A 21,382-nucleotide genomic window follows, 5' to 3' on the forward strand; every position below is an offset into this window, starting at 1 on the left:
ACCTCCATATATGGTAACCTGCTCAATCTTAACACACAATCAATTTTTTAGCAAAATTTTTATTTTATCATAAAAATATTTTTCATGTCAATCCTTTCGAACTAAGAAAATAAATTCGTAAAATATCACTAAAAACCCGCAATCTTATTAACTTTTCCACACATATATACATTCTAATTTCACCTTCTCTTTTTACATAAAAACACATTACTACATATAAGTAGTAATGTGTTTTTTATACGGAATCGTTAAATATTCCCTATTAATTTCACACCTATATACTAACCTGCTTACGGACTGTCTCTCTCGCTAAAAGAAAACTCATAATCACTTGCGCGGCTACTCGACTCGTCATATCCCTAAAATCAAGTGTTGGATCAATCTCTACAATATCCATCCCTTGAACGAGCGGTTCTTTACCAAGAAATTCAATCGCATCAAGTAAAGTCGTACTATCCATTCCGCCAGGACCAATTGCTGGACAACCTGGTGCAAATGCTTGATCTAGTACATCCATATCAAGAGAAATGTAAATAGAAGTCACGCCTTGCTTTCTTAATACTTCAATACTTTCCGTCATAATATCTTTGATTTCTCGCTCTCGTACATCTTTCATTGTATACACTGTCACGCCATGTTCTTTTGCATATTCATGGTACGCTCGCGCATTTGAAAAATTACGAATTCCGATTTGAACGAGTTGTTTTCCTGTAATGACACCATTTTCTAGTAAACTACGGAACGGTGTACCATTTGATGGGCCACCATCATCTAAATTACGTAAATCATGATGGGCATCAAATTGAATAATCCCGACCTTTCCTTTACTGTTTGCAAATCCTGTTATACTCGGAAAACTAATCGAGTGATCCCCGCCAAGAACGATTGGTATCATGTTCGGATTCACTTTCGTTACATGACCAACTGTTTTCGCAATTCGGTTATGACTTTCTTTTATATCCGTCACATGCATCGTAATATCACCGCAATCATATAAGACACTTTCCTTCATATCATGTTCTTCTGTAATTGCGTACGTGCTATATGCATCTAACATCGCACGAATTGTTTTTGGAGCAAAGCTCGCTCCTGAATGACTAATAGATGGTTTAGAAAGGGGTGCTCCAATTAAGGCAGCACCGAATATTTCCACGCCTTCCTCCCAATCTTTAATCATTTCACTCCATTTCGTCACTTCACGATCGATAAACTTTGCATTCTTCTTTAAATAGTGGCCGTGCTCCACGATTGTTCACCTCTTGTATATGCGATATTACCATTCTTCCATACTGTATTTACATGACTTACGCCGTAATGATACGGTACGTAAGCATAATTGTAAGCATCCCATAAAACTAAATCTGCCTTGCGACCAACTCTAATTTTCCCAGCTACGTCACCACGATTAATTGCGTAAGAAGAGTTAACTGTTACCGCGTTCCAAACTTCTTCTGGTGTCATTTTCAGCTTGAGCATTGCGATGCTCATAATAAGTTGAATATTTTCAGTTGGACAGCTACCTGGGTTAAAGTCTGTAGCTAACGCAACAGCGACACCTTCATCAATCATTTTACGTCCACGAGCAAAGCTTTCTTTATTTAAATAGAAAGTTGTCCCTGGTAATAAAGTAGCTACCGTATTAGAGTTTGCAAGCATTTCAATTCCTTTATCAGAAGCCCCAACCAAATGGTCTGCTGATGCTGCACCAATTTCAGCCGCTGCTTCCGCACCACCAAGAGGGTCGATTTCATCTGCGTGAATTTTCACATCAAAGCCAAGCTCTTTCGCTTTTAATAAAAACTCTTTCGACTCTTCGACAGAGAACACGCCTGTTTCGCAGAAAATATCAACGAATTCAGCTAATTGCTTCTCTTTCATTTCTGGTAGTAGGTCTAACATCCATTGTAAAAATTCTTTCGATCTACCTTTATACTCTTTCGGAACTGCATGAGCACCTAAAAATGTAGAAACTAAATCGATCGGATGCTCTTTTTGTAATTGTGCGGTTGCCTCTAATTGCTTCCATTCCGTCTCATCATCTAATCCGTAACCACTCTTCGCTTCTACAGTTGTAACTCCGAAAGATAGCATACGGTCTAAATGGAATTTCGCTTTTTGAACAAGTTCTTCTTTGGACGCCTGTTTCGTTGCATTTACAGTTGAAAGAATACCTCCGCCTTGTTCTAAAATTTCTAAGTACGGCACTCCTTGCAATTTTAGTGCGATTTCATTTTCACGAGATCCACCAAATACAAGGTGAGTATGCGGATCAACAAGACCAGGAGAAACCATTTTCCCGCCGCAATCAATTACTTCTTTCGCCTGTAATCCTTTCGCTTCTTCTGCTGTTCCAACGAAAGTAATTACGCCGTTTTCAATCCCAACCACACCGTTTTCGATAACAGGAAGCGTGTTCATCGCTTCCCGTCTTAACAAGCCATCTTCTTGATCCATTGTTAGCAATTGACCGATATTTATTAGTAAAGTGTCCAGCATGTTTTCTCCTCCTTATTTCATCATTGGAATGTTAACGCCTTTTTCTTTCGCAGTTTCCACAGCTAAGTCATATCCTGCATCAACGTGACGAACAACCCCCATACCAGGGTCAGAAGTTAATACGCGCTCAATACGTTTTGCTGCTGCTTCTGTTCCATCTGCAACGATAACCATTCCAGCGTGAAGTGAATAACCCATACCAACGCCACCACCGTGGTGAACAGATACCCAGCTCGCACCGTTTACACTGTTAATTAATGCATTTAAAATTGGCCAGTCTGCTACTGCATCACTACCGTCTTTCATCGCTTCTGTTTCACGGTTTGGAGATGCTACTGATCCACAATCTAAATGGTCGCGGCCGATAACGATCGGTGCCGATAATTCACCATTTGCAACCATTTCATTAATGATGCGACCAAATTTCGCGCGCTCACCGTAACCTAACCAACAAATACGTGATGGAAGACCTTGGAACTCAACTTGCTGACGTGCCATACGAATCCAGTTACATAAATGCTCATTGTCAGCGAATTCACGTAAAATTACTTCGTCTGTTTTATAAATATCTTCTGGATCACCAGAAAGTGCTACCCAGCGGAACGGTCCTTTTCCTTCGCAGAATAATGGACGGATAAATGCTGGAACGAACCCTGGGAAATCGAATGCATTTTTCAAACCTTCATCGAAAGCAACTTGGCGAATGTTATTTCCGTAATCAAATGTAATTGCGCCTTTTGCTTGCATTGCAAGCATTGCTTCCACATGTTTTGTCATACTTTCTTTTGATAATTGTACGTAACGTTCTGGATCTTCTTCACGAAGTTTTGCTGCTTCTTCTAACGTGTAACCTACTGGAATATAGCCGTTTAATGGATCATGAGCAGATGTTTGGTCCGTAACTAAATCTGGCGTAATATTACGTTTCACTAGTTCTGGTAAAATCTCTGCCGCATTTCCTAATAAGCCTATAGAAATCGGTTCTTTCTTCTCTTTATACTCATTCGCAACAGTTAACGCTTCTTCTAACGATTCTGTATACATATCACAGTATCTCTTTTCAATACGACGATCGATGCTGCGCTTATCAACGTCAATAGCAATAACAACACCGCCATTCATCGTTACAGCAAGAGGTTGTGCACCACCCATACCACCTAAACCAGCAGTAAGTGTTAATGTACCTTTTAATGAACCATCGAAATGTTGACGTGCCGCTTCTCCAAACGTTTCATATGTTCCTTGTAAAATACCTTGTGTTCCAATATAAATCCAGCTACCTGCTGTCATTTGTCCGTACATCATAAGACCTTTTTTCTCTAGTTCACGGAAGTGATCCCAGTTCGCCCACTTCGGTACTAAGTTTGAGTTCGCTAAAAGTACGCGAGGTGCATCTTCATGTGATTTAAAGATTGCAACTGGTTTTCCTGATTGAACAAGTAATGTTTCATCGCTTTCTAACGTTTTTAATGAATCTACAATCGCATTGTAGCTTTCCCAGTTACGCGCTGCACGGCCAATTCCACCATATACAACTAATTCTTCTGGTTTTTCAGCAACTTCCGGATCTAAATTGTTCATTAACATACGAAGTGCAGCTTCTTGAACCCACCCTTTCGTTTGTAACTCAGTACCTCTTGGCGCGCGAATTGTTTGTTTTACTTTTTCCATTTCAATCTCTCCCTTTTCTCATTTTATAGTGCTGCGTTTACATCTAATCTTTCTTTTATCGAATAATTCGTTTTTAACCAATACGCAATATTTTCAATATCCGTTGAGAATATGCGGTCATTTGTAATAGAAGGTACTTGCTGACGACCTTGATGGTAGAAGCTCTTCGTCACTGTACTCATGTTTTCAATACCGCGATATTCTGCTGCTTGCATTGCACAAATCATCTCAATTGAAAGAACACGTCTTACGTTTTGAATAATTTGATGTGCATGGCGTGAAGCGATTGTTCCCATACTTACGTGATCTTCTTGGTTAGCTGATGATGGGATTGAATCAACACTCGCCGGATGTGCTAACGTTTTATTTTCAGAAACTAGTGACGCTGCAGCGTATTGCATAATCATTGCACCAGACTGAAGTCCTGGTTCTGGACTTAAAAATGGAGGTAAATCATTTAATTGCGGATTTACTAAACGCTCAATACGACGCTCTGAAATATTTGCAAGTTCCGCCATTCCTACTTTTAAGAAGTCCATCGCAAAAGCAATCGGTTGACCATGGAAATTACCACCCGAAATTACTTTTTCTCCGCCATCAAAGATTAGTGGATTATCTGTTGCTGCATTCATTTCAATTTCTAATTTTTCTTTCACATAATTTAAAACTTGCCAAGAAGCACCATGTACTTGCGGGATACAGCGAAGTGAATATGCATCCTGTACTCGTAGTTCTCCTTGTTTTGTTGTCAATTTACTATCGTGAAGGATGTCACGAATTCTGCTCGCTACTTCCACTTGCTCTTTATAACCACGTGCTTTATGAACATTTTCATCAAATGCATCAATAATGCCTTGTAACCCCTCGATTGTCATCGAAGCGATTAATTCAGCTTGATAAGCCGTTGCTTCTGCTTCTATATAAGAAAGAACTCCTTGCGCTGTCATCGCCTGCGTACCATTGATTAATGCAAGCCCTTCTTTTGCTTCAAGTTCAATCGGCTCAAGACCTTCTTCTGTAAGAGCCACCATCGCATGAACGCGTTTCCCTTTATAGAACACTTCACCTTCGCCTAATAATACGAGCGCAAGATGAGATAAAGGCGCTAAATCGCCACTCGCACCAAGTGAACCTTGTTGCGGAACGACTGGGTGAATTTTACGATTTACAAACTCAAGAAGCATATTTACAACAAGCGGTCTAACACCGGATACGCCTTTAAGCATCGTGTTCGCTCGTAAAATTAACATACCGCGTGATACTTCTTCAGGGAATGGATCGCCTATCCCGCATGCATGTGACTGAATTAAATTGTGTTGAAGTGCCTTTACATCATCTTTTTGAATAAGCACATCACTGAACTTTCCAAATCCAGTTGTAATACCGTAAACGACTTTTCCGTCCTCTACAATTTTCTCAACAACTTCGCGGCACTCCGCCACCTTTTGCATACTATTTGGACAAGCTGTTACACCTTCCCCTTCAAGTAACAACCTCTTCATTTCTTCAATTGTCAATGTGTGTCCTGTTAACGTAATCATTCTTTTTTCCTCCTTAAAAAGGCAAAAGGGGACCTTATCTTTTTAAGACAGACTTCTGTCCTAAAAAAGTAAGGCCCCCTTCTAACTAATAGACTATGGGCAAATCATATGTGATTAATTCCTAAACCAATCGCCTCATGCTCAGATCCTTTTACAGGTGCACCAATCGTTCCATATAACGCAACAGCAACCCATTCGCCTTCTTTTTTTCCGTCGTATGGTGTACCGCGCACAATCGCAAAGCGAAGTCCTACTGTACGAAGAACGTCTGCTAACTGAATTTGACCTCTCGTCACTCCATACAAAGCTTCCATAATTGCATGATAAAGTGCATGTGTTTCTCTGTAAACATCTGTTTCAATAACTTGGTTGCTCTTAGCCGCTGTTTCCATTGCTGCTACAACTTTTTGCGAATTCATCGAACCCACTTTCCCCGTACAATACTTCCAACCTTTTGGAATAGATAATACAGGGCTTTCATTCTCATCCGCAAGTGCCAACAACATGGCCATACGACCAATTCGATGTGTTCCTTGAAGAAGCATGTGACTCTCTCATTCCTTTTAATTATTTGAATATTTCTTAATTTAAGAATATATGAAAACGGTTAAATCGTCAATAGTTTAAACTCACATTCAAATAATTTTTTCATCTCCTCTATTTGTGTACACAAATTATTTACACAAATTTTCCAGGCGTGCTATAGTCTCACTAACAGATGCAAAGGAGCGATATTTCAATGACGAAGCGAAAAGATATTCATTTTCGAATTGAAGAAAAATTACTTGAAAGGTTTGAATCTGCACTCCAATATGAAGGTTTAAAGAAAACCGACGTATTAACACATGCGATTCAGCAATTTTGCACGAAGGTGGAATGTGAAAAAATGAATGATGTAAAACGCCAATACAACGTAAGCAACCATTTACAAACTCGTATCGATACGCATAAACATTTCGAAGAAAAACAAGTGAATTTAGATGAATTCGTCATGGAACACTTACAACTTCAAGGAGACGAAAAAATATTAGAGGTTGGATGCGCTAACGGGAATTTTCTTTCTCTTTTACAAACTAACGGTCACAAAGGACAACTAACCGGTTTTGATCAATCGAAAACGATGCTTTCTGAAGCTGCAATAAAAAATAACATAATTGAATGGAGATTAGGTGATGCTGGTAATCTTCCTTTTGAAGCTAATTGCTACGACTGGATCGTCGCAAGACATATGTTATATCACATGAAAAATGTTGAAAAAACAGTTCAAGGATTCCATAAAGTAATTCGTCCTGGTGGCTCACTTTTAGCTACAACAAATTCTGACGTTACATTACCTCGTATAGTTGAAATGTGTAACCACATGTTAGACGCATTTGATTTACCGAAAACAACATCATCAGTCACTCCATTTTGTTTAGAAAATGGTAAAGAGATATTACAGTCTGTTTTTCCAACTGTTGAAGAAACAGTTATTCATAATGCTCTCGTTTTTCATCATGCTACTCCGATTGTAAACTATATTTCTAGCATGTTTCCATCGCTAAATATACCTGATAATACATATCTTCACGCCGAAATGAAGGAATGGCTAAAAGAAGAAGTAGAAAATGAATTGTCACTTCATAACGGTATATGGCGCGATCCGAAAACGTTAGCCATTTATCGATGTAAAAAAGAAAAAAGCTAGCAAATGCTAGCTTTTATACATTCTCAGGTAAAAGTTTCTCCATCATCATATTGCCCTTACCACCGTAAAAATTTATATTATGTTCGTTCGCTGCTCCAAAATAAGAGGCAATCGCTATTCCAAATGGTACAAATGCATGCCCCTGTGCTGTAATAATATTTGAGTGTTTCACAACTTCTTCATATACAAAATTTTCTACCGGAAAACAATCTAATTTTTTATAATCCATAGTCACCGTATACGAGATTTCTTTGCATAAACCTGCTTTTGCTATCGCATACGGTCCAGCGCAAATGGCGGCTACTAATTTTTCTTGTTCATGAAATTGACGAATGACTGAAAAGAGTACTTCTGCCCCCTTCATATGTATCGCATCTCCGCCTGGAATAATAATCCCCTCATATTCATCTACACGCACTTCACTTAATTCCATATGCGGTTGTACTTTCAAGCCTGTTTCACTTATAATCAACTCTTTTGTTAAGCCCGCAGTAATGATTTCATATTTCTTTTTCAGCAATGCTGTTGCTACTGTAATTTCAAACTCCGCAAATGTTGGGTATACGAATAATATTATTTTTTTCATAGTCCTTTCTCCTTTAACCAGCCCATAAAATATGCTTCTAGCTCATCCACTGTTAATGTATTCGTGTCCACATAAGTTACAGGAAATTGTTTATACCATTCTTTTTCAGCTTCTACTAATTTAAATTGCTCCTCAAATGTACTTCGTTTTCTTGTCCTATCATTATTTTTTCTATCATATACATTCTTTTTCGTCACTTCTAAATAAAAAATTGCATCTGAACGACATTCTCTTAATTTATATAATTCATCTTTCAATTCAGTTTCTATATCCCATTCTTCCCCTATAATCGTTGGATAAAAAAGTGTATAGAACAGGATGTCTTCTGGTCCACGATCAAAAATGACAACTGAATCTTTCACATTTTGAAACTCCTTTATTTTTGCTTCCATAAACATTTTTTGGTTTATAATAAATCCTTCTTTTGAATTCATATCCAAATTTAATTGCTTTCGCTTTTCTACAATTGGATAAGGATTTTCATATATAACTGAAAGTCCACATCGCTCTAATCTTTTAGCCAATGTTGTTTTTCCGCTTGCCATCGGTCCTTGGAGTGAAATTACATATGCCATTCCTCTCATTCCCTTGCGCTTTAGTACATCTATAATATACAGAATTTTGAAAACCATCAACAAAATATATATCATCTTGTTTCTTATTCTTATCTAACTTATAATAAAAAATAGAGATTATGACGGACGCATCAATAATGTAAGCTTGGAAATCCAAGCTTACATTATTTTTTGCTTTCCCTTTTCTAATAAAAAGAGTATACTAGTTTAGAACGTATGTTCTTAATGATTACATACAGTAAGGAGATAGAACAATGGTATACGATACAAAAGCAATTTCTTGGAATGAGTCTTTAAAACAACTTCAACGCCGCTATACAAACAAACAAGTTGACCGAAAAGAATTTGAGGATATTGAACTGATGGAATTCTTCCGCGATAACGACTACATTTCTTTACCTACACATATAAGCGGCCTATCAACAGCACGTTTTACTTCTTACTCTATTTTCACAACTGAAGATAAAGATCGTAAAGTTGGCACATTAATCATTGAATATGTAGAAGATGATAATAATAATTTATGTGTGGAACAACTATACTTTGTTTAAATGATAACGCTTGGTCAAAATGACCAAGCGTTCTTGCTTTCTATGAATCTCACTGTTTATAATATGAATAATAGAAAACCGCAATCATTAAGGGGGGATATACTTGCTCGAAGGATGGTTCAGTTGGTTTATTGTGCTATGGACTGTTATTTTATTAGGACTTATGTCTATCGGTGGATACTTTATGTTCAGAAAATTTTTAAAACGACTACCAAAAGAAGATGGTATGTCTATTTTAGATTGGGAAGAGCACTATATTAATAAAACTAGGCATTTATGGGATGACGAACAAAAACAATTGTTAGAAGAGCTCGTAAGTCCTGTTCCAGAACTATTTCGTGATGTTGCTAAATCAAAAATTGCTGGAAAAATCGGAGAACTAGCATTACAAGAAAAAGCCTCTCAAATTACACAAGATTTAATTATTAAAGGGTATATTATCGCTACACCGAAACGTGATCATAAATTTTTAGTAAAAAAACTACAAGAAAAAGAAATTGATTATTCAAATTATAAAACTTTATTAGCAAAATAATCTTCATTTTTCAAACAAGTTAACCGCAAGACTAAACAATTTATAGGTTGAAATTGGAACAAAAAATTATTAATAATATCAATAAAAAAACAGCGTCTTTGACGCTGTTTTTTCTGTACAGATATATACTTCAGGTTAATTTCATATCTTTTTCATTATAAAAACCATCTTCTTTTTCCATTTCCTTCTGTAATTTCGTAAAGGAACGGTACATGGCAATTCTCCATGACACTATCATCGCGAACGCGAGTAAGAAGAACATGCCGCTAAGTTGTCCTAAATCAAGGGATTGACTTAAGTATGTTTTGAATACAATCCGCACGACAAGTAATCCAATTAATATAAAAACAAATGCTTTTGAACGCTTCAAATAAATCTCTTGTCCTCTAATTTCAAATTTAGATGTTTTAATAAGAAAAATAGAGAAAATCAAACCAACACCAATTGCTTCTAACATTTCTGCTGGAGTTAATCGAAATTCAGGAAAAACATACATCAATGCTCCCGTACTCATAAAAAATGGCGGAAGTATAATTTTTTTCAATGTTGCAGGTTTCTTAGCTGCTTTTAAACGAATAAACATCGCACCGACAGCCATACAAACAGCAACGATACTTGATAAAAGAACTATGTTCATATTTCCTCATCCTTTTTTGTGGCTATATGCAAAATATACTTTCATTATATGCTTTTCCGTTAGTATTTCCAACAGTTTCACAGAATAATACTAAAAACCGGTAAAACCACCAAATAAACTTGAGAAATATACGATAATTTTCGTCATCCAGTTAAAGTATAAGAAGATACCCATGATAATCATAACGTATCCCCCAATTTTCATGAATTTCATACTATTTCTTTTAATCCAAGACATTTTCGTAATAAAGAATGATAGTACGAAGAACGGGATAGCGAATCCAAGTATGTATGCGATCATATAAATCATTGCTGATTCTGGATTTGTTGCCGCTAATCCGATTACAGACACTAAAATAGGTCCTGTACAAGGCGTCCATCCTGCAGCAAATGCTAAACCAATTAAAACAGATCCAAAATAACCACTCGGACGATTTTTAAACGTAAATTTACGATCTTGCATTAAAAACTTCGGCTTAAACACACCGACAATAATAAGACCGAACACGATGATAAATATACCACCTAACTGTCTAATTAAATCTTTATAATTTGTAAAGATGCCTCCAATAAAGCTTGTACCAAATCCAATTGCAATAAATATAATTGAAAATCCAAGTAAGAAAAACGCTGTATGTATCATACTTCTTTTGCGAAGCATTGCATTTTCTTCTTTCAACTCAGAAACCGACATACCTGTTATGTACGATAAAAATGCCGGATACAGCGGTAAGCAACATGGGGAAATAAATGATAAAAACCCGGCGCCAAACGCTAAAAAAATACTAATATCTTGCATTATTCCACTCCTCTCCTTACATATTGTAGCAAAAACATATAAAAATACTATGAACAATTCGTGAAATCACTTTTTCAACGTGGTAATAAAAAAAACTACCCTTTCACAAAGTTTCTAAAAAAACGGTTTCATTTCCTTCTATTATATAGAAAAATCTCAATTAAACTACAAAACCTCTCTAATGTTATTAACATAACAAAGGTAACATAGTTTCTCAAATGATTAGCATGTTACTAGTATGTCTATATACATATTGATTAAAAAATATTTTTTTCAAATGCTGTCTTTATACAATACAAACCTGATTTTACAATACTTCTATTATTACTAATTTCAAGATTATGCATAAATATCATACTTTTATTATTATTCTATAAAATGTCACACTTTTCTTTTATTTGACCCTTTATTTTTAATTTTGTATACTTCCCTCTAGTTATATATGTCCGTTATGGAACAATTTCATATAGATGGGAGGAATTTTTTATGCTTCGTTATTCTCTTTTAGTTTTATTAGGAGCGTGTAGTTATGGGATTTTAGCTATTTTCGTTAAACTTGCATATGCAGAAGGATTTTCACTTGGAGAGGTAATTGGCAGCCAATATATGTTCGGTTGGATTATTTTGCTTGCTATTACACTTCTATTTTCTAGACATCGTGTTCCATTAAAACAAGCGTTAATTTTATTCGTTGCAGGAACGTCTGCAAGCTTCACTGGCATTTTTTATTATGCATCATTAAAAACTGTACCAGCATCTATTGCAATTATACTTTTATTCCAATTCGTTTGGGTCGGAATTATTATTGAAGCAGTCTCAACAAAAACATTACCTTCAAGAGAAAAAGTTATTTCCGTTATTTTCTTACTTGCAGGTACATTTTTATCAAGTGGTTTACTAGAAAAATCAGCAGGTGATTTCGATACGACTGGAATCATACTAGGTTTATTATCTGCTGTTACATTTGCAACATACATTTTTGTGAGCGGAAAAGTTGCTGTTGAAGTACCTTCATTACCACGTGGTGTTCTCTTAATGGCTGGCGCTTTAACTTTAGTAATGATCGTATTCCCTCCAACATTTATTTTTAACGGTGCAATTTCTGAAGGACTTTGGAAATACGGTTTAGGTTTAGGAACATTTAGTATCGTTATTCCTTCTATCGCCTTTACAATTGGTATTCCAAAGATTGGTTCTGGCTTAGCGACTATTCTTGGCGCTGCGGAACTACCAGTTACAACAATTATGTCTGTATTCGTTTTAAAAGAAGCTGTACTATCTTCACAATGGTTCGGTGTATCACTTATTTTAATTGGGATTGCAATCCCGCAAATTGCTTATGCAATGCGTGGACGTTATCGTAAACATCATACACACAAAAAATTGGCAGCATAAACGAGAGAGGATTTTCATTTGAGAATCCTCTCTTTTATTATTGTATACTTAATGTAAATACTTTATTTAAGAAAGAGGTCATTCTAAGTGGCAGCCAATCTAAAGCAATTAACCGAGACGCTGATTTCTATTCGTCGAAATTTACATGAGCATCCCGAATTATCCTACGAAGAATTTGAAACAACGAAAGCTATAAAAAACTGGTTAGAAGAAAAAAACATCACGATTATAAATTCTAGTTTAGAAACAGGCGTTATTGCTGAGATTTCAGGGAATAGTAGCGGACCGCTTATAGCAATCCGTGCTGATATTGATGCCCTTCCTATCCAAGAGGAAACAAATTTGCCGTACGCTTCAAAAATTCACGGCAAAATGCATGCTTGTGGGCACGATTTTCATACAGCTTCTATTATAGGGGCCGCTTATTTATTAAAGGAAAAAGAAGCTTCTCTTAGCGGAACTGTACGCTTTATATTCCAGCCAGCTGAAGAAAGTAGCAATGGTGCTTGCAAAGTCATTGAAGCCGGGCATTTACATGGCGTGCAAGCTATTTTCGGTATGCATAATAAACCTGATTTACCAGTAGGTACAATCGGTATTAAAGATGGTCCACTGATGGCCGGAGTTGATCGATTTGAAATTGAAATTCACGGAGTTGGTACACATGCAGCTGTACCAGACGCTGGGGTAGACCCTATTGTCGCTTCCTCTCAAATTGTTATGGCACTCCAAACAATTGTAAGCCGAAATATAAGTTCTTCTCATAACACCGTTGTTAGCGTTACAAACATCCATTCAGGAAATACGTGGAACGTTATTCCTGAAAAAGCTACGTTGGAAGGAACGGTTCGCACTTTCCAAGCAGAAACACGCGAAAAGATTCCAGCTCTAATGAAACGTATTATTCAAGGAGTTTCTGATGCATTAGGTGTAAAAACAGAATTCCGCTTTTATCCAGGTCCTCCTGCCGTTCATAACGATACATCTCTAACAAACTTATCGGCTCAAGTTGCAGAAACTATGAATTTAAATATCGTCTCCCCTACCCCGTCAATGGCCGGAGAAGATTTTTCTTTTTATCAACAAGAAATACCTGGTTCATTCGTCTTTATGGGAACGAGTGGTACACATGAATGGCATCATCCAGGTTTTACAGTAGACGAGCGGGCATTATCTATAAGTGCAGAATACTTCGCTTTGTTGGCTGAAAAAGCACTTAAACAATTTGCATAAAAAAGGAGCCGTTAAGAAATGCTTAACGGCTCCTTTTTATGTTAAATCACGTTTTAAAAATACTGTATAAGAAATGCTTAAAAATACAAATAAATATAGCAATAACATACATGAAGCAAACGGGAATGTTACTCCATCAATAAAACTTCCATTCTTTGAAATACTGTATAAATCTGTGTTTGCTGGCAATAAGTACTTCGCCCAATCATATCTAGTTGCTGCTAGTAATGCAATGTTTCCTGATAAAGCAAGAAATAGTGAAATACCAATCGCGCCTCCGCTAGACCTCGTTAACACAGAAATCATAAATGCAAATGCTGCATACACAAGAGTCGGCAACCACGATAAAATATAATACTTACTAGCTTCTACAAAAATATTTTGTTTTATAATATTTCCATCTTGGAAAATAAACTCACTCCATGCAGGCTGTTGGAATTTATAAATAACAAGTCCACATAAAGTAGAGAGAATCATATTAAATATAAACAATAACGCTGCAAATATTACGATTGCTAAAAATTTTGCTGTTAAAATTTTAAATCGACTTGCCGGACGGATCGTTAAAAATTTATATGTTCCCCAGCTATATTCATTCGCAAAAATTGTACTTGCATACACAAGGATAAACGGGAGCAATATTGGAAATACGATAAAACCTGTATCTCTCATGAAAGAAAGCGGTGAACTGCTTGCCGGTGCTGTATCTGTATCTAAATGCTTCATCTTAAGCTGATATTCCTTTACAAGCTCGTCCCCAGATCGTTCTCCTAAAATAGCTTCTTTTTTCATACCAAGCTTTTTCTCAATCTCTACAGTACGTTCTGTATAATCCGCTTTCCACCCTTTTGTTTCCGGTTCTAAATACTTGACCGTAACCCAACCTAGTCCAATTATTAATACTGCAATAACTGCAAATGGAATAATCGTTCGCTTTCGCTTAAATATTTTATACAGTTCGTTATATACTAAATTAAACAATATCTTTTCCCCCTGTTAATTCTAAAAATTGCTCTTCTAACGTTTTTCTTTCTTCATATACACGATACACTTGAACATTTTTCTCAAGCAATGTACGAATCACATTTGGGATTTCTTCATCTTTTACATGAATAAGTAAATCATTACCTTTTACTAGAACATCTTGGTCTAATATTTCTGCAGCTTTATTCGCATCATCTACACGTATACGGATTGTCTCCATCTCTTCACTTTGATGCTGCTGAATATTTTGCGTCGCCACATATTCTCCGTGCTGAATAATGATAACTCTGTCACACATTAATTCAACTTCTGAAAGTAAATGACTAGATACAAGTACCGCTTTTCCTTGTTCATGTGCAATTTTCTTTATATACATTCTCATTTCATGTATTCCACTAGGGTCTAATCCGTTCGTTGGTTCGTCTAATATTAATACATCTGGATCATGAATAAGCGCTTGAGCAATTCCTAAACGTTGTCTCATGCCGAGTGAATATGCTTTTACTTTGCGATCAATTACTTGTCCCATCCCTAACAATTTCACTACTTCATCGATACGTTCTTCTGTCACGTTACCATTCATTCGTCCGAAATATGTTAAATTTTCATAGCCGCTCAAAAAAGGATAAAATTCCGGTGTCTCAATTACTGCTCCAATTTTAGAAGCAGTACTTTCAAATTGTTGTTTTACAGATTGACCGTCAATCCAAACTTCTCCCTCTGTCATACGAATCATGCCGACCATCATTCTCATTAAAGTCGTTTTTCCAGCACCATTTGGTCCGAGCAAACCAACTACTTCACCTTTTTTAACTTCGAAACTAATATTTTCTACAAGTGTCTTTGAACCGATTCGCTTCGTTAACTGCTCAACCTTTACAATTGATTGTTCATTTGTCATTCTATACAACCTTTCCTTCCCATTCTTTGTCAGGTCTTTACACTGTAACATGATTGTTTTTATGTGTAAAATGAACACTCCCCCACTTAGCAAAGCTTGAAGTGGGGGTTTCTAACGTTTCGACCTAACGGACGATTAACGTCAGGGGAGTTAACACATTAGCGAGCTGTTTCACGCCTAACCCCTCTATCCCATTTGTCCATGCATTTGGGATTACTTTTCGTAAAATGTTAGCCGCAGCATTTACATCTGCATTAATTAAAGTTTTATTTGCTGAACGATATATGCCGCGCTTTATTCGTTTTCCTGAAAAAGTTGTATTTTGGTCATTTTCTCCATACGTTGGAATGAAGTCGTTATCTAGAAAACTTGCTTTCGATGTATATGATTCTTCAGTTACAACAACTTGAATGCCTACAGCATTTGCTTTGTATGTAATCATTTGAATCAGTAAATTGTGCGGGATATGACAAAACGATTGGTTATTTCTTTTTCCCATATTCGTTTCTTGTTTCCAACTTTTGTTTTGACCAATAACGATTTTACAAACTTCTTCTTCTTGAGCTAGTTTTACGATATGGTGACTAACTTTATGGAAGACGTCTTTTATTTTCAAGTAACGTTTTTGATGAAGTTTTTCTATCCTTTTAGAAGTAAAAGGTCCTTCATTCGTTTGTTTTCCATTTCTAAGAATGCTTGTAAAATGACTCTTCATTTTGTTGTAATATTGATTTATGCTTTTGACATGTTTGCCCTTAACAAGGACAGGTTTCATACCTGTGTTTGTTACGATGGTTGCAAGGTTATCAATCCCTAAATCAATACTCATATAACGTGCATTCTCTTCAATTATTTGTTGTTCAGAAGGAACATCAATTACCAATTCCACTACATATTCATTGTATTTTGGAATCACACGAACTTGTTTCAGTTTACCTTCAGTGAAACCTAGTTTCCCAATATTTAATTGCAATTTCGTCTTTGGAAACTTTAAAAATCTATCGTTTTTAATGATGCAATCTTGGTTTGTATACAGAATCTCTTTTTCAGAAGAACGAATATACTTTGGAATCCTAGGCATTCCAAAGTATATTTGTTTGGATTCTTTTTATAGTCTTTTAAACTAGCAAAAAAAGATTTCCAATTTTGGAACAAACCTTTCATGATGGACTGGCTACATTGCGTAGGCAAAGCTCGATAATCATTTTGAATCATAGCCTTAAATAGTGCATCTAGAAAGTTGTAATCTACATAAGGTTTTTCGAAATTAGGTTCTGAAAACAAATTACATGTAATCTCTTTCTGTTCTTCTTTAGGCTTTACTTTCTCTTTTTCCAATTTCTTCTGATAGGCAAGACGTTGTGTGTCATTCATCTTACCAATATTTTTATGAATATGATCCAAAACTTCTTTTTGCAAAGGCTGCAACTCTTTTTCTTGTGTTAATCCAGTGTACACCTGACGTATATAAAAGTTTGTGGTGTTGTACATGTTCTTAGCGTTATGACAACATTCTTGAAAATAAGAATACATACGATGCCCTTTTTTAATCCAAATTTGAAGAGTTTTATAGTTTGATGGATTTTCCTTTGTCATTTTATTCACCTCCTCGTTAAGGATATTACAGCAAAAAAGAACGTACGTTTCTGTTTTTCTTGAAAATAAAATATTTCTTTCGATTCACCTCACCACCTTCATTTACGTTTAGAGGTGGGAGTCCTCTCAAAAGGCATTTCAAGAAAAAGGCATGATTTCTCATGCCTTTTCCTTGAAATGAAACGAATTTTTATCTTGTAAACTTTGAACAAATCGAAAACATTGCACCATCGATAATAAAAGGATAACAATCATAATTATACTAACTACTACTATTGCATATATTGTAATCGGTGCACTATTTATCCCTTGTATTCCTGTTATTTTCATAAAGATAATCGTAAATAATTTTAAAAATAACATCCCATTAACTAATCCAAAAACAAACGCTGCTCCATAAATAAATAATTGCTCCTGACATAATAAACATAGTACATCATTTCTCTTCCTATTCTCTGCTACATAAGATTTAATTTCTTCTTTCCTCACTTGCAGAAGAGAATAAGTCATTTTATATGTAATAAACGTACATATGAAAATGACTACGATAAACAACGTGTAAAAACACATTTGAAATAAAAGCATAGTCCCTAATTCCCCAGCAACTACTTCATTAAATTGTAGCGATATCATAAAAAATAAAATCATAGTACTTATAGCAATCCACATAAATTGCTTCATCCTTTTGGCAGCAAATGTTCTTATATTTTTTCTCACTAACCGACATAAAGACATACATTCTTTCCCCTACCTTACTTCATAACAAACTCATTCTATACTACTAGTGTATAAAAATATGACATTATTAACATCGCACTACAATCGGAGTTTTTTCTAAGTCTCTAGTCCTAGAAAACAAAATGGTAAAAAATCACATTTAGAATATAATTGTAAAAATAGGAGGTATTGCATGCGTATAAAATTACTAGCAATCTTGTCTTTATTATTTCTTACAAGTTGTAGTCCACTAAAAAACAATGAATTTTCCATTGTTAAGCCATACAAATTAACAAAAGAACAATCTGCTAATTTACAAATGACTCCTTTTCAAGAAGGTAATAGCATGTTTTATAGTGTTACGCTTAAAAATGAGAAAGATGAAATAAACGCTACGATTGATTATTATCAAAACGGTAAAAAAACAAACGAAATTGCTAATATAACTTCCTCACATTTTTCAAAAAAGAAAGTAAAGCTTTCTTTTTTACCACCACATTTCCAACTCGATAAAGATGTACAAAAGCAAAAACATTGGTATGTTAATATTGAAGGTAGTTCAATGCTCGTTCCTGAAGAATTGCCTCCAAGTGTAAACAGCTCTGCATCTACTACGATTCAATCTGCTATAAACTTAAAATACAATCAAAGAACACCTTTAGCCGCTATAATAAAAACAAATAAAGAAACCATAAGAGTGCCAATACTTGAAGAAAAAACCGCTATTGATCAATTATTACAAGAAAATGAACATGTTTATCTCTTTAGTATAGAGCTAAAAAAGCACAATAAAGCGGAAATGCGATTCAGTGCATTTCCGCTTCGTTGTTTAACGAGGTGTACTTTTAAACAAATTAATTAATCTCATCCTCAACTTCTATTCTTTTCTTCTCTCTTGCGATCTTTAAAAACTCTAAAAGCTCTGGATTGCTGTTCATTTTTTTATAAGCCACTGACATTTCTGCAACAAAATTAGAATCATATAGCTCTTTATATACAACTTCTGTTTTATATAATTTATTTGCCGATACGGGTATTACTGTAATTCCAATCCCTGCTGCTACAAGTCCCATAACTGTTTGATATTCCGTTGCTTCTTGCACAATACGCGGGCTAAATCCAACTTCTCTACAAAGGGATAAAATTGTATCATACAAAGCTGGCCATACTGGTCTTGTAATAAACACAAACGGTTCATTCCGTAAATCTTCTATATGTATTTCATCTTTCTCTGCAAGTGGATGAGCCTTCGGTAAACATAACGTACAAGATAGTTTTTGAATTGGCTCTAATTCTAATAATTGTGTTGGAATTGGTGGACGCAAAAATCCAATATCAATACGATTATCATGAAGTGCATGCACTTGATCTGGAGTAGATAATTCATGTAATGCAACAGACACCCTCGGAAATTTCTTTCTATACTCCCTTACGATAGATGGTAAAATATCATATATCGCCGCACCTACAAAACCAATTGAAAGTGAGCCCACTTCTCCCCTTTGGGCACTTTGTGCAATCTCTACCGCTTTTTCAATTTGTTCGAACGCTTTTTTTACTTCTTTCAAAAACATTTCTCCAGCTTCTGTTAATTCAACCTTTCTCTTCGTTCTTGAAAATAACATAACTCCCATTTCTTTTTCTAATTGCTGAATTTGTTGACTAAGCGGTGGTTGTGTCATTTGTAAACGAGCAGCCGCTCGTCCAAAGTGTAACTCCTCTGCCACTACAACAAAATATTGCAAATGCCGTAATTCCATTTTGGACACCCTTTTCCATTTCAATTAATACGTCTAATATATTAATAACATACAATTTATATATTAGACAAATTTTTCGAATGAACGTATAGTAGAAATTGTTAATTCTTTTTTACAATTTTTATGTAAAAAAAGAAAGAGGTGGTTACTGTATGAAATGGTGGAAATTAAGCGGACAAATTTTACTATTATTTTGTTTCGCTTGGACAGGTGAATGGATTGCAAAACAGGCACACCTCCCAGTTCCAGGAAGTATTATCGGTATTTTTTTATTATTAATCTCATTAAAATTTAACTTAGTGAAAAAAGAGTGGATACAGGACGGTGCAGACTTTTTATTAAAAGAACTTATTTTATTTTTCATTCCTTCTGCAGTCGCTGTCATACGCTACAAAGATACACTATCACAATATGGAATCGATCTCATTTTAATTATTATGATTAGTACACTTTGTGTCACTCTCGTTACAGGACTCTTAACAGAATTGCTACTAAAGCGGAAAGGATCCGTGCAATGATCGGCTTTCTTTGTTTACTATTAACACTATTAACATATTGGATATCGAAGAAAATGTATCAACGCTGGAATTGGAGCTTACTTTCTCCTCTTCTCGTCTGTCCTATTATTTTAATCGCTTTATTACTCGGACTAGACACATCTTATGAAACTTATGAAACTGGAGGCCACTGGTTAACAGAATTATTAAAACCTGCAACAGTTGCTTTTGCATGGCCAATCTATAAATACTTTGATTTACTCAAGAAACATGGAATTGCTATCTTACTTAACGTCATTGTCGGTTCGTTTTTATCCGTTATTACTTCAGCACTACTAGCAAATTATTTTCAGATTGATTCAACACTAGAACATAGTTTAGCACCTCATATTGTAACGACGCCAATTGCAATGGCCATTTCAGAAATGATTGGTGGTATGTCACAATTAACAGCGGTATTTGTTGTTTTAACTGCGTTAACAGGAGCATTGCTTGGTCCTTCTCTTATCCGTATTTGCCGTATTAAAACAGCAATTGCAAAAGGTATTATGTTAGGAACAAGCGCAAATGGAACCGGTACATCAAAAGCATTTGAAATCGGGCCTGTAGAAGGAACTATCGCCAGTTTATCCATGCTTTTAACAGCAGGAGCTAGTTTAGTTATCGTTCCGCTTTTCTTATCGTGGATACATTGAAAAAGCAAGTGTTTAAATACTTGCTTTTTTATTTATGTATTTGTTTAAAATCTCATAATCCTCCGGGAAAGATAATGTTAATTCCTTCATTTCATCTATCCCCTTCCAAGCAATTTCATGTATTAACTCATCAGGATCTTGGATTTTCATACTACCGCCTACTTTTTTTACGACATAATAATGAACGTATACAGGCACCCCGTATGTAATACCTTCTTTTTCATATATTTTACTTATAACTTCCACACTATAACCTGTTTCCTCCCAAACTTCTCGGATACAACATTCCTCTAGTGTTTCTCCTTTTTCAAGACCTCCACTTGGGATAGACCACCTTTTTTCTTCTCCCTTTTGTCCTTGCAATACCATTAAGATTTCATTTCTTTCATTTACACATATAGCTGCTGCACCTATCCATCTCTCCATGTACATCCCTCCCCTACAAAAATTCGCCTCCTTTACTATTTTCTCCTTGAAAAAAGAGGAAAAAAGTAAACTAATGACGAAAAATCACATTAACTTCATAG

Annotated in this window: 21 protein-coding genes and 2 pseudogenes; 8 read left to right on the forward strand and 15 right to left on the reverse strand. The window is 35.6% G+C overall.

Annotated features, from left to right (window positions below):
• Positions 1-274: 274 nt before the first annotated feature.
• The 5 genes from hutG to hutP form a co-directional block, all read right to left on the reverse strand.
• On the reverse strand, positions 275-1,246 hold the full coding sequence (gene hutG / locus ATN06_RS18500; protein ID WP_060631858.1) for a formimidoylglutamase: 972 nt from the start codon (positions 1,244-1,246) through the stop codon (positions 275-277).
• Complete coding sequence (gene hutI, locus ATN06_RS18505; RefSeq protein WP_000887557.1) at positions 1,225-2,496, reverse strand: imidazolonepropionase; 1,272 nt, start codon at positions 2,494-2,496, stop codon at positions 1,225-1,227. Before hutI ends, hutG begins: the two co-directional genes overlap by 22 nt.
• A gap of 12 nt (positions 2,497-2,508) precedes the next feature.
• Positions 2,509-4,167 (reverse strand): urocanate hydratase, encoded by a 1,659-nt coding sequence (hutU, locus tag ATN06_RS18510; protein ID WP_060631859.1) that lies wholly within the window; start codon positions 4,165-4,167, stop codon positions 2,509-2,511.
• 23 nt (positions 4,168-4,190) lie between these two features.
• The gene (hutH, locus tag ATN06_RS18515; protein ID WP_060631860.1) at positions 4,191-5,708 is read right to left on the reverse strand and encodes a histidine ammonia-lyase; all 1,518 of its coding nucleotides are present in this window, start codon (positions 5,706-5,708) and stop codon (positions 4,191-4,193) included.
• Positions 5,709-5,812: 104 nt separating this feature from the next.
• Complete coding sequence (gene hutP / locus ATN06_RS18520) at positions 5,813-6,253, reverse strand: histidine utilization transcription antiterminator HutP (protein ID WP_000926516.1); 441 nt, start codon at positions 6,251-6,253, stop codon at positions 5,813-5,815.
• A 194-nt stretch (positions 6,254-6,447) separates the two neighbouring features.
• On the opposite strand from hutP, the gene ATN06_RS18525 reads away from it, so the two are divergent.
• Positions 6,448-7,395 carry a class I SAM-dependent methyltransferase gene (locus tag ATN06_RS18525; protein WP_060631861.1) on the forward strand — a complete coding sequence of 316 codons (948 nt, stop codon included), beginning with the start codon at positions 6,448-6,450 and terminating at the stop codon, positions 7,393-7,395.
• Positions 7,396-7,408: 13 nt separating this feature from the next.
• Here ATN06_RS18525 and ATN06_RS18530 read toward each other — a convergent pair whose 3' ends face one another.
• A complete protein-coding gene (locus ATN06_RS18530) occupies positions 7,409-7,981 on the reverse strand; it encodes a DJ-1/PfpI family protein (RefSeq protein WP_060631862.1) in 573 nt (190 codons plus the stop codon).
• Complete coding sequence (locus ATN06_RS18535; RefSeq protein ID WP_110093254.1) at positions 7,978-8,565, reverse strand: AAA family ATPase; 588 nt, start codon at positions 8,563-8,565, stop codon at positions 7,978-7,980. The genes ATN06_RS18530 and ATN06_RS18535 overlap by 4 nt, the downstream gene beginning before the upstream one ends.
• A gap of 245 nt (positions 8,566-8,810) precedes the next feature.
• Here ATN06_RS18535 and ATN06_RS18545 point away from each other — a divergent pair, with 245 nt between their 5' ends.
• Together ATN06_RS18545 and ATN06_RS18550 are read left to right on the forward strand one after the other, a co-directional pair.
• Positions 8,811-9,107 (forward strand): hypothetical protein, encoded by a 297-nt coding sequence (locus ATN06_RS18545; RefSeq protein ID WP_000262403.1) that lies wholly within the window; start codon positions 8,811-8,813, stop codon positions 9,105-9,107.
• A 103-nt stretch (positions 9,108-9,210) separates the two neighbouring features.
• On the forward strand, positions 9,211-9,642 hold the full coding sequence (locus ATN06_RS18550; protein WP_000889382.1) for a DUF2621 domain-containing protein: 432 nt from the start codon (positions 9,211-9,213) through the stop codon (positions 9,640-9,642).
• Positions 9,643-9,772: 130 nt separating this feature from the next.
• Here the strand turns inward: ATN06_RS18550 and ATN06_RS18555 are convergent, their stop codons facing one another.
• Together ATN06_RS18555 and ccdA are read right to left on the reverse strand one after the other, a co-directional pair.
• Positions 9,773-10,279 (reverse strand): CcdC family protein, encoded by a 507-nt coding sequence (locus ATN06_RS18555; RefSeq protein WP_001028440.1) that lies wholly within the window; start codon positions 10,277-10,279, stop codon positions 9,773-9,775.
• A 90-nt stretch (positions 10,280-10,369) separates the two neighbouring features.
• Positions 10,370-11,077 (reverse strand): cytochrome c-type biogenesis protein CcdA, encoded by a 708-nt coding sequence (ccdA, locus tag ATN06_RS18560; protein WP_001152683.1) that lies wholly within the window; start codon positions 11,075-11,077, stop codon positions 10,370-10,372.
• Between the two features lie 486 nt (positions 11,078-11,563).
• Here ccdA and ATN06_RS18565 point away from each other — a divergent pair, with 486 nt between their 5' ends.
• Both ATN06_RS18565 and ATN06_RS18570 read left to right on the forward strand, forming a co-directional pair.
• The gene (locus ATN06_RS18565) at positions 11,564-12,472 is read left to right on the forward strand and encodes an EamA family transporter (RefSeq protein WP_060631865.1); all 909 of its coding nucleotides are present in this window, start codon (positions 11,564-11,566) and stop codon (positions 12,470-12,472) included.
• Between the two features lie 87 nt (positions 12,473-12,559).
• Complete coding sequence (locus ATN06_RS18570; RefSeq protein ID WP_060631866.1) at positions 12,560-13,705, forward strand: M20 peptidase aminoacylase family protein; 1,146 nt, start codon at positions 12,560-12,562, stop codon at positions 13,703-13,705.
• Positions 13,706-13,741: 36 nt separating this feature from the next.
• Here ATN06_RS18570 and ATN06_RS18575 read toward each other — a convergent pair whose 3' ends face one another.
• The 4 genes and pseudogenes from ATN06_RS18575 to ATN06_RS18590 form a co-directional block, all read right to left on the reverse strand.
• A complete protein-coding gene (locus ATN06_RS18575) occupies positions 13,742-14,686 on the reverse strand; it encodes an ABC transporter permease (RefSeq protein WP_060631867.1) in 945 nt (314 codons plus the stop codon).
• Complete coding sequence (locus ATN06_RS18580) at positions 14,679-15,590, reverse strand: ABC transporter ATP-binding protein (protein WP_060631868.1); 912 nt, start codon at positions 15,588-15,590, stop codon at positions 14,679-14,681. Before ATN06_RS18580 ends, ATN06_RS18575 begins: the two co-directional genes overlap by 8 nt.
• 124 nt (positions 15,591-15,714) lie before the next feature.
• Positions 15,715-17,186: pseudogene (locus ATN06_RS18585) on the reverse strand (RNA-guided endonuclease InsQ/TnpB family protein).
• 159 nt (positions 17,187-17,345) lie between these two features.
• Positions 17,346-17,921 (reverse strand): FtsX-like permease family protein, encoded by a 576-nt coding sequence (locus tag ATN06_RS18590; protein WP_060631869.1) that lies wholly within the window; start codon positions 17,919-17,921, stop codon positions 17,346-17,348.
• 175 nt (positions 17,922-18,096) lie between these two features.
• Between ATN06_RS18590 and ATN06_RS18595 the strand changes: the two are divergent.
• A pseudogene (locus tag ATN06_RS18595) lies at positions 18,097-18,687 on the forward strand (histidine kinase); the annotation flags it as partial.
• A 70-nt stretch (positions 18,688-18,757) separates the two neighbouring features.
• Here ATN06_RS18595 and alsR read toward each other — a convergent pair.
• Positions 18,758-19,663, reverse strand: coding sequence for an acetoin biosynthesis transcriptional regulator AlsR (gene alsR / locus ATN06_RS18600; protein WP_060631870.1), 906 nt, complete (start codon positions 19,661-19,663; stop codon positions 18,758-18,760).
• 152 nt (positions 19,664-19,815) lie between these two features.
• Here alsR and ATN06_RS18605 point away from each other — a divergent pair, with 152 nt between their 5' ends.
• Together ATN06_RS18605 and ATN06_RS18610 are read left to right on the forward strand one after the other, a co-directional pair.
• Positions 19,816-20,181 carry a CidA/LrgA family holin-like protein gene (locus ATN06_RS18605; RefSeq protein WP_000872364.1) on the forward strand — a complete coding sequence of 122 codons (366 nt, stop codon included), beginning with the start codon at positions 19,816-19,818 and terminating at the stop codon, positions 20,179-20,181.
• Entirely contained in the window at positions 20,178-20,855 is a 678-nt protein-coding gene (locus ATN06_RS18610) for an LrgB family protein (protein ID WP_060631871.1), read from the forward strand. Before ATN06_RS18605 ends, ATN06_RS18610 begins: the two co-directional genes overlap by 4 nt.
• A gap of 12 nt (positions 20,856-20,867) precedes the next feature.
• Here ATN06_RS18610 and ATN06_RS18615 read toward each other — a convergent pair whose 3' ends face one another.
• Positions 20,868-21,281, reverse strand: coding sequence for an NUDIX hydrolase (locus ATN06_RS18615; protein WP_060631872.1), 414 nt, complete (start codon positions 21,279-21,281; stop codon positions 20,868-20,870).
• Positions 21,282-21,382 lie beyond the last annotated feature (101 nt).

Source organism: Bacillus thuringiensis (assembly GCF_001455345.1).
In the GTDB taxonomy this organism is placed as follows: Bacteria; Bacillota; Bacilli; order Bacillales; family Bacillaceae_G; genus Bacillus_A; species Bacillus_A thuringiensis_N.

Excerpts from the sequence above, each read along its gene's own strand:
- ATN06_RS18565 (WP_060631865.1), top strand. The coding sequence starts at position 11,564 with ATGCTTCGTTATTCTCTTTTAGTTTTATTAGGAGCGTGTAGTTATGGG.
- ATN06_RS18610 (WP_060631871.1), top strand. The coding sequence starts at position 20,178 with ATGATCGGCTTTCTTTGTTTACTATTAACACTATTAACATATTGGATA.
- hutU (WP_060631859.1), bottom strand. The coding sequence starts at position 4,167 with ATGGAAAAAGTAAAACAAACAATTCGCGCGCCAAGAGGTACTGAGTTA.
- hutI (WP_000887557.1), bottom strand. The coding sequence starts at position 2,496 with ATGCTGGACACTTTACTAATAAATATCGGTCAATTGCTAACAATGGAT.
- hutH (WP_060631860.1), bottom strand. The coding sequence starts at position 5,708 with ATGATTACGTTAACAGGACACACATTGACAATTGAAGAAATGAAGAGG.
- ccdA (WP_001152683.1), bottom strand. The coding sequence starts at position 11,077 with ATGCAAGATATTAGTATTTTTTTAGCGTTTGGCGCCGGGTTTTTATCA.
- ATN06_RS18535 (WP_110093254.1), bottom strand. The coding sequence starts at position 8,565 with ATGAGAGGAATGGCATATGTAATTTCACTCCAAGGACCGATGGCAAGC.
- alsR (WP_060631870.1), bottom strand. The coding sequence starts at position 19,663 with ATGGAATTACGGCATTTGCAATATTTTGTTGTAGTGGCAGAGGAGTTA.
- ATN06_RS18605 (WP_000872364.1), top strand. The coding sequence starts at position 19,816 with ATGAAATGGTGGAAATTAAGCGGACAAATTTTACTATTATTTTGTTTC.
- hutP (WP_000926516.1), bottom strand. The coding sequence starts at position 6,253 with ATGCTTCTTCAAGGAACACATCGAATTGGTCGTATGGCCATGTTGTTG.
- ATN06_RS18555 (WP_001028440.1), bottom strand. The coding sequence starts at position 10,279 with ATGAACATAGTTCTTTTATCAAGTATCGTTGCTGTTTGTATGGCTGTC.
- ATN06_RS18615 (WP_060631872.1), bottom strand. The coding sequence starts at position 21,281 with ATGGAGAGATGGATAGGTGCAGCAGCTATATGTGTAAATGAAAGAAAT.
- ATN06_RS18545 (WP_000262403.1), top strand. The coding sequence starts at position 8,811 with ATGGTATACGATACAAAAGCAATTTCTTGGAATGAGTCTTTAAAACAA.
- ATN06_RS18580 (WP_060631868.1), bottom strand. The coding sequence starts at position 15,590 with ATGACAAATGAACAATCAATTGTAAAGGTTGAGCAGTTAACGAAGCGA.
- ATN06_RS18530 (WP_060631862.1), bottom strand. The coding sequence starts at position 7,981 with ATGAAAAAAATAATATTATTCGTATACCCAACATTTGCGGAGTTTGAA.
- ATN06_RS18525 (WP_060631861.1), top strand. The coding sequence starts at position 6,448 with ATGACGAAGCGAAAAGATATTCATTTTCGAATTGAAGAAAAATTACTT.
- ATN06_RS18590 (WP_060631869.1), bottom strand. The coding sequence starts at position 17,921 with ATGTCTTTATGTCGGTTAGTGAGAAAAAATATAAGAACATTTGCTGCC.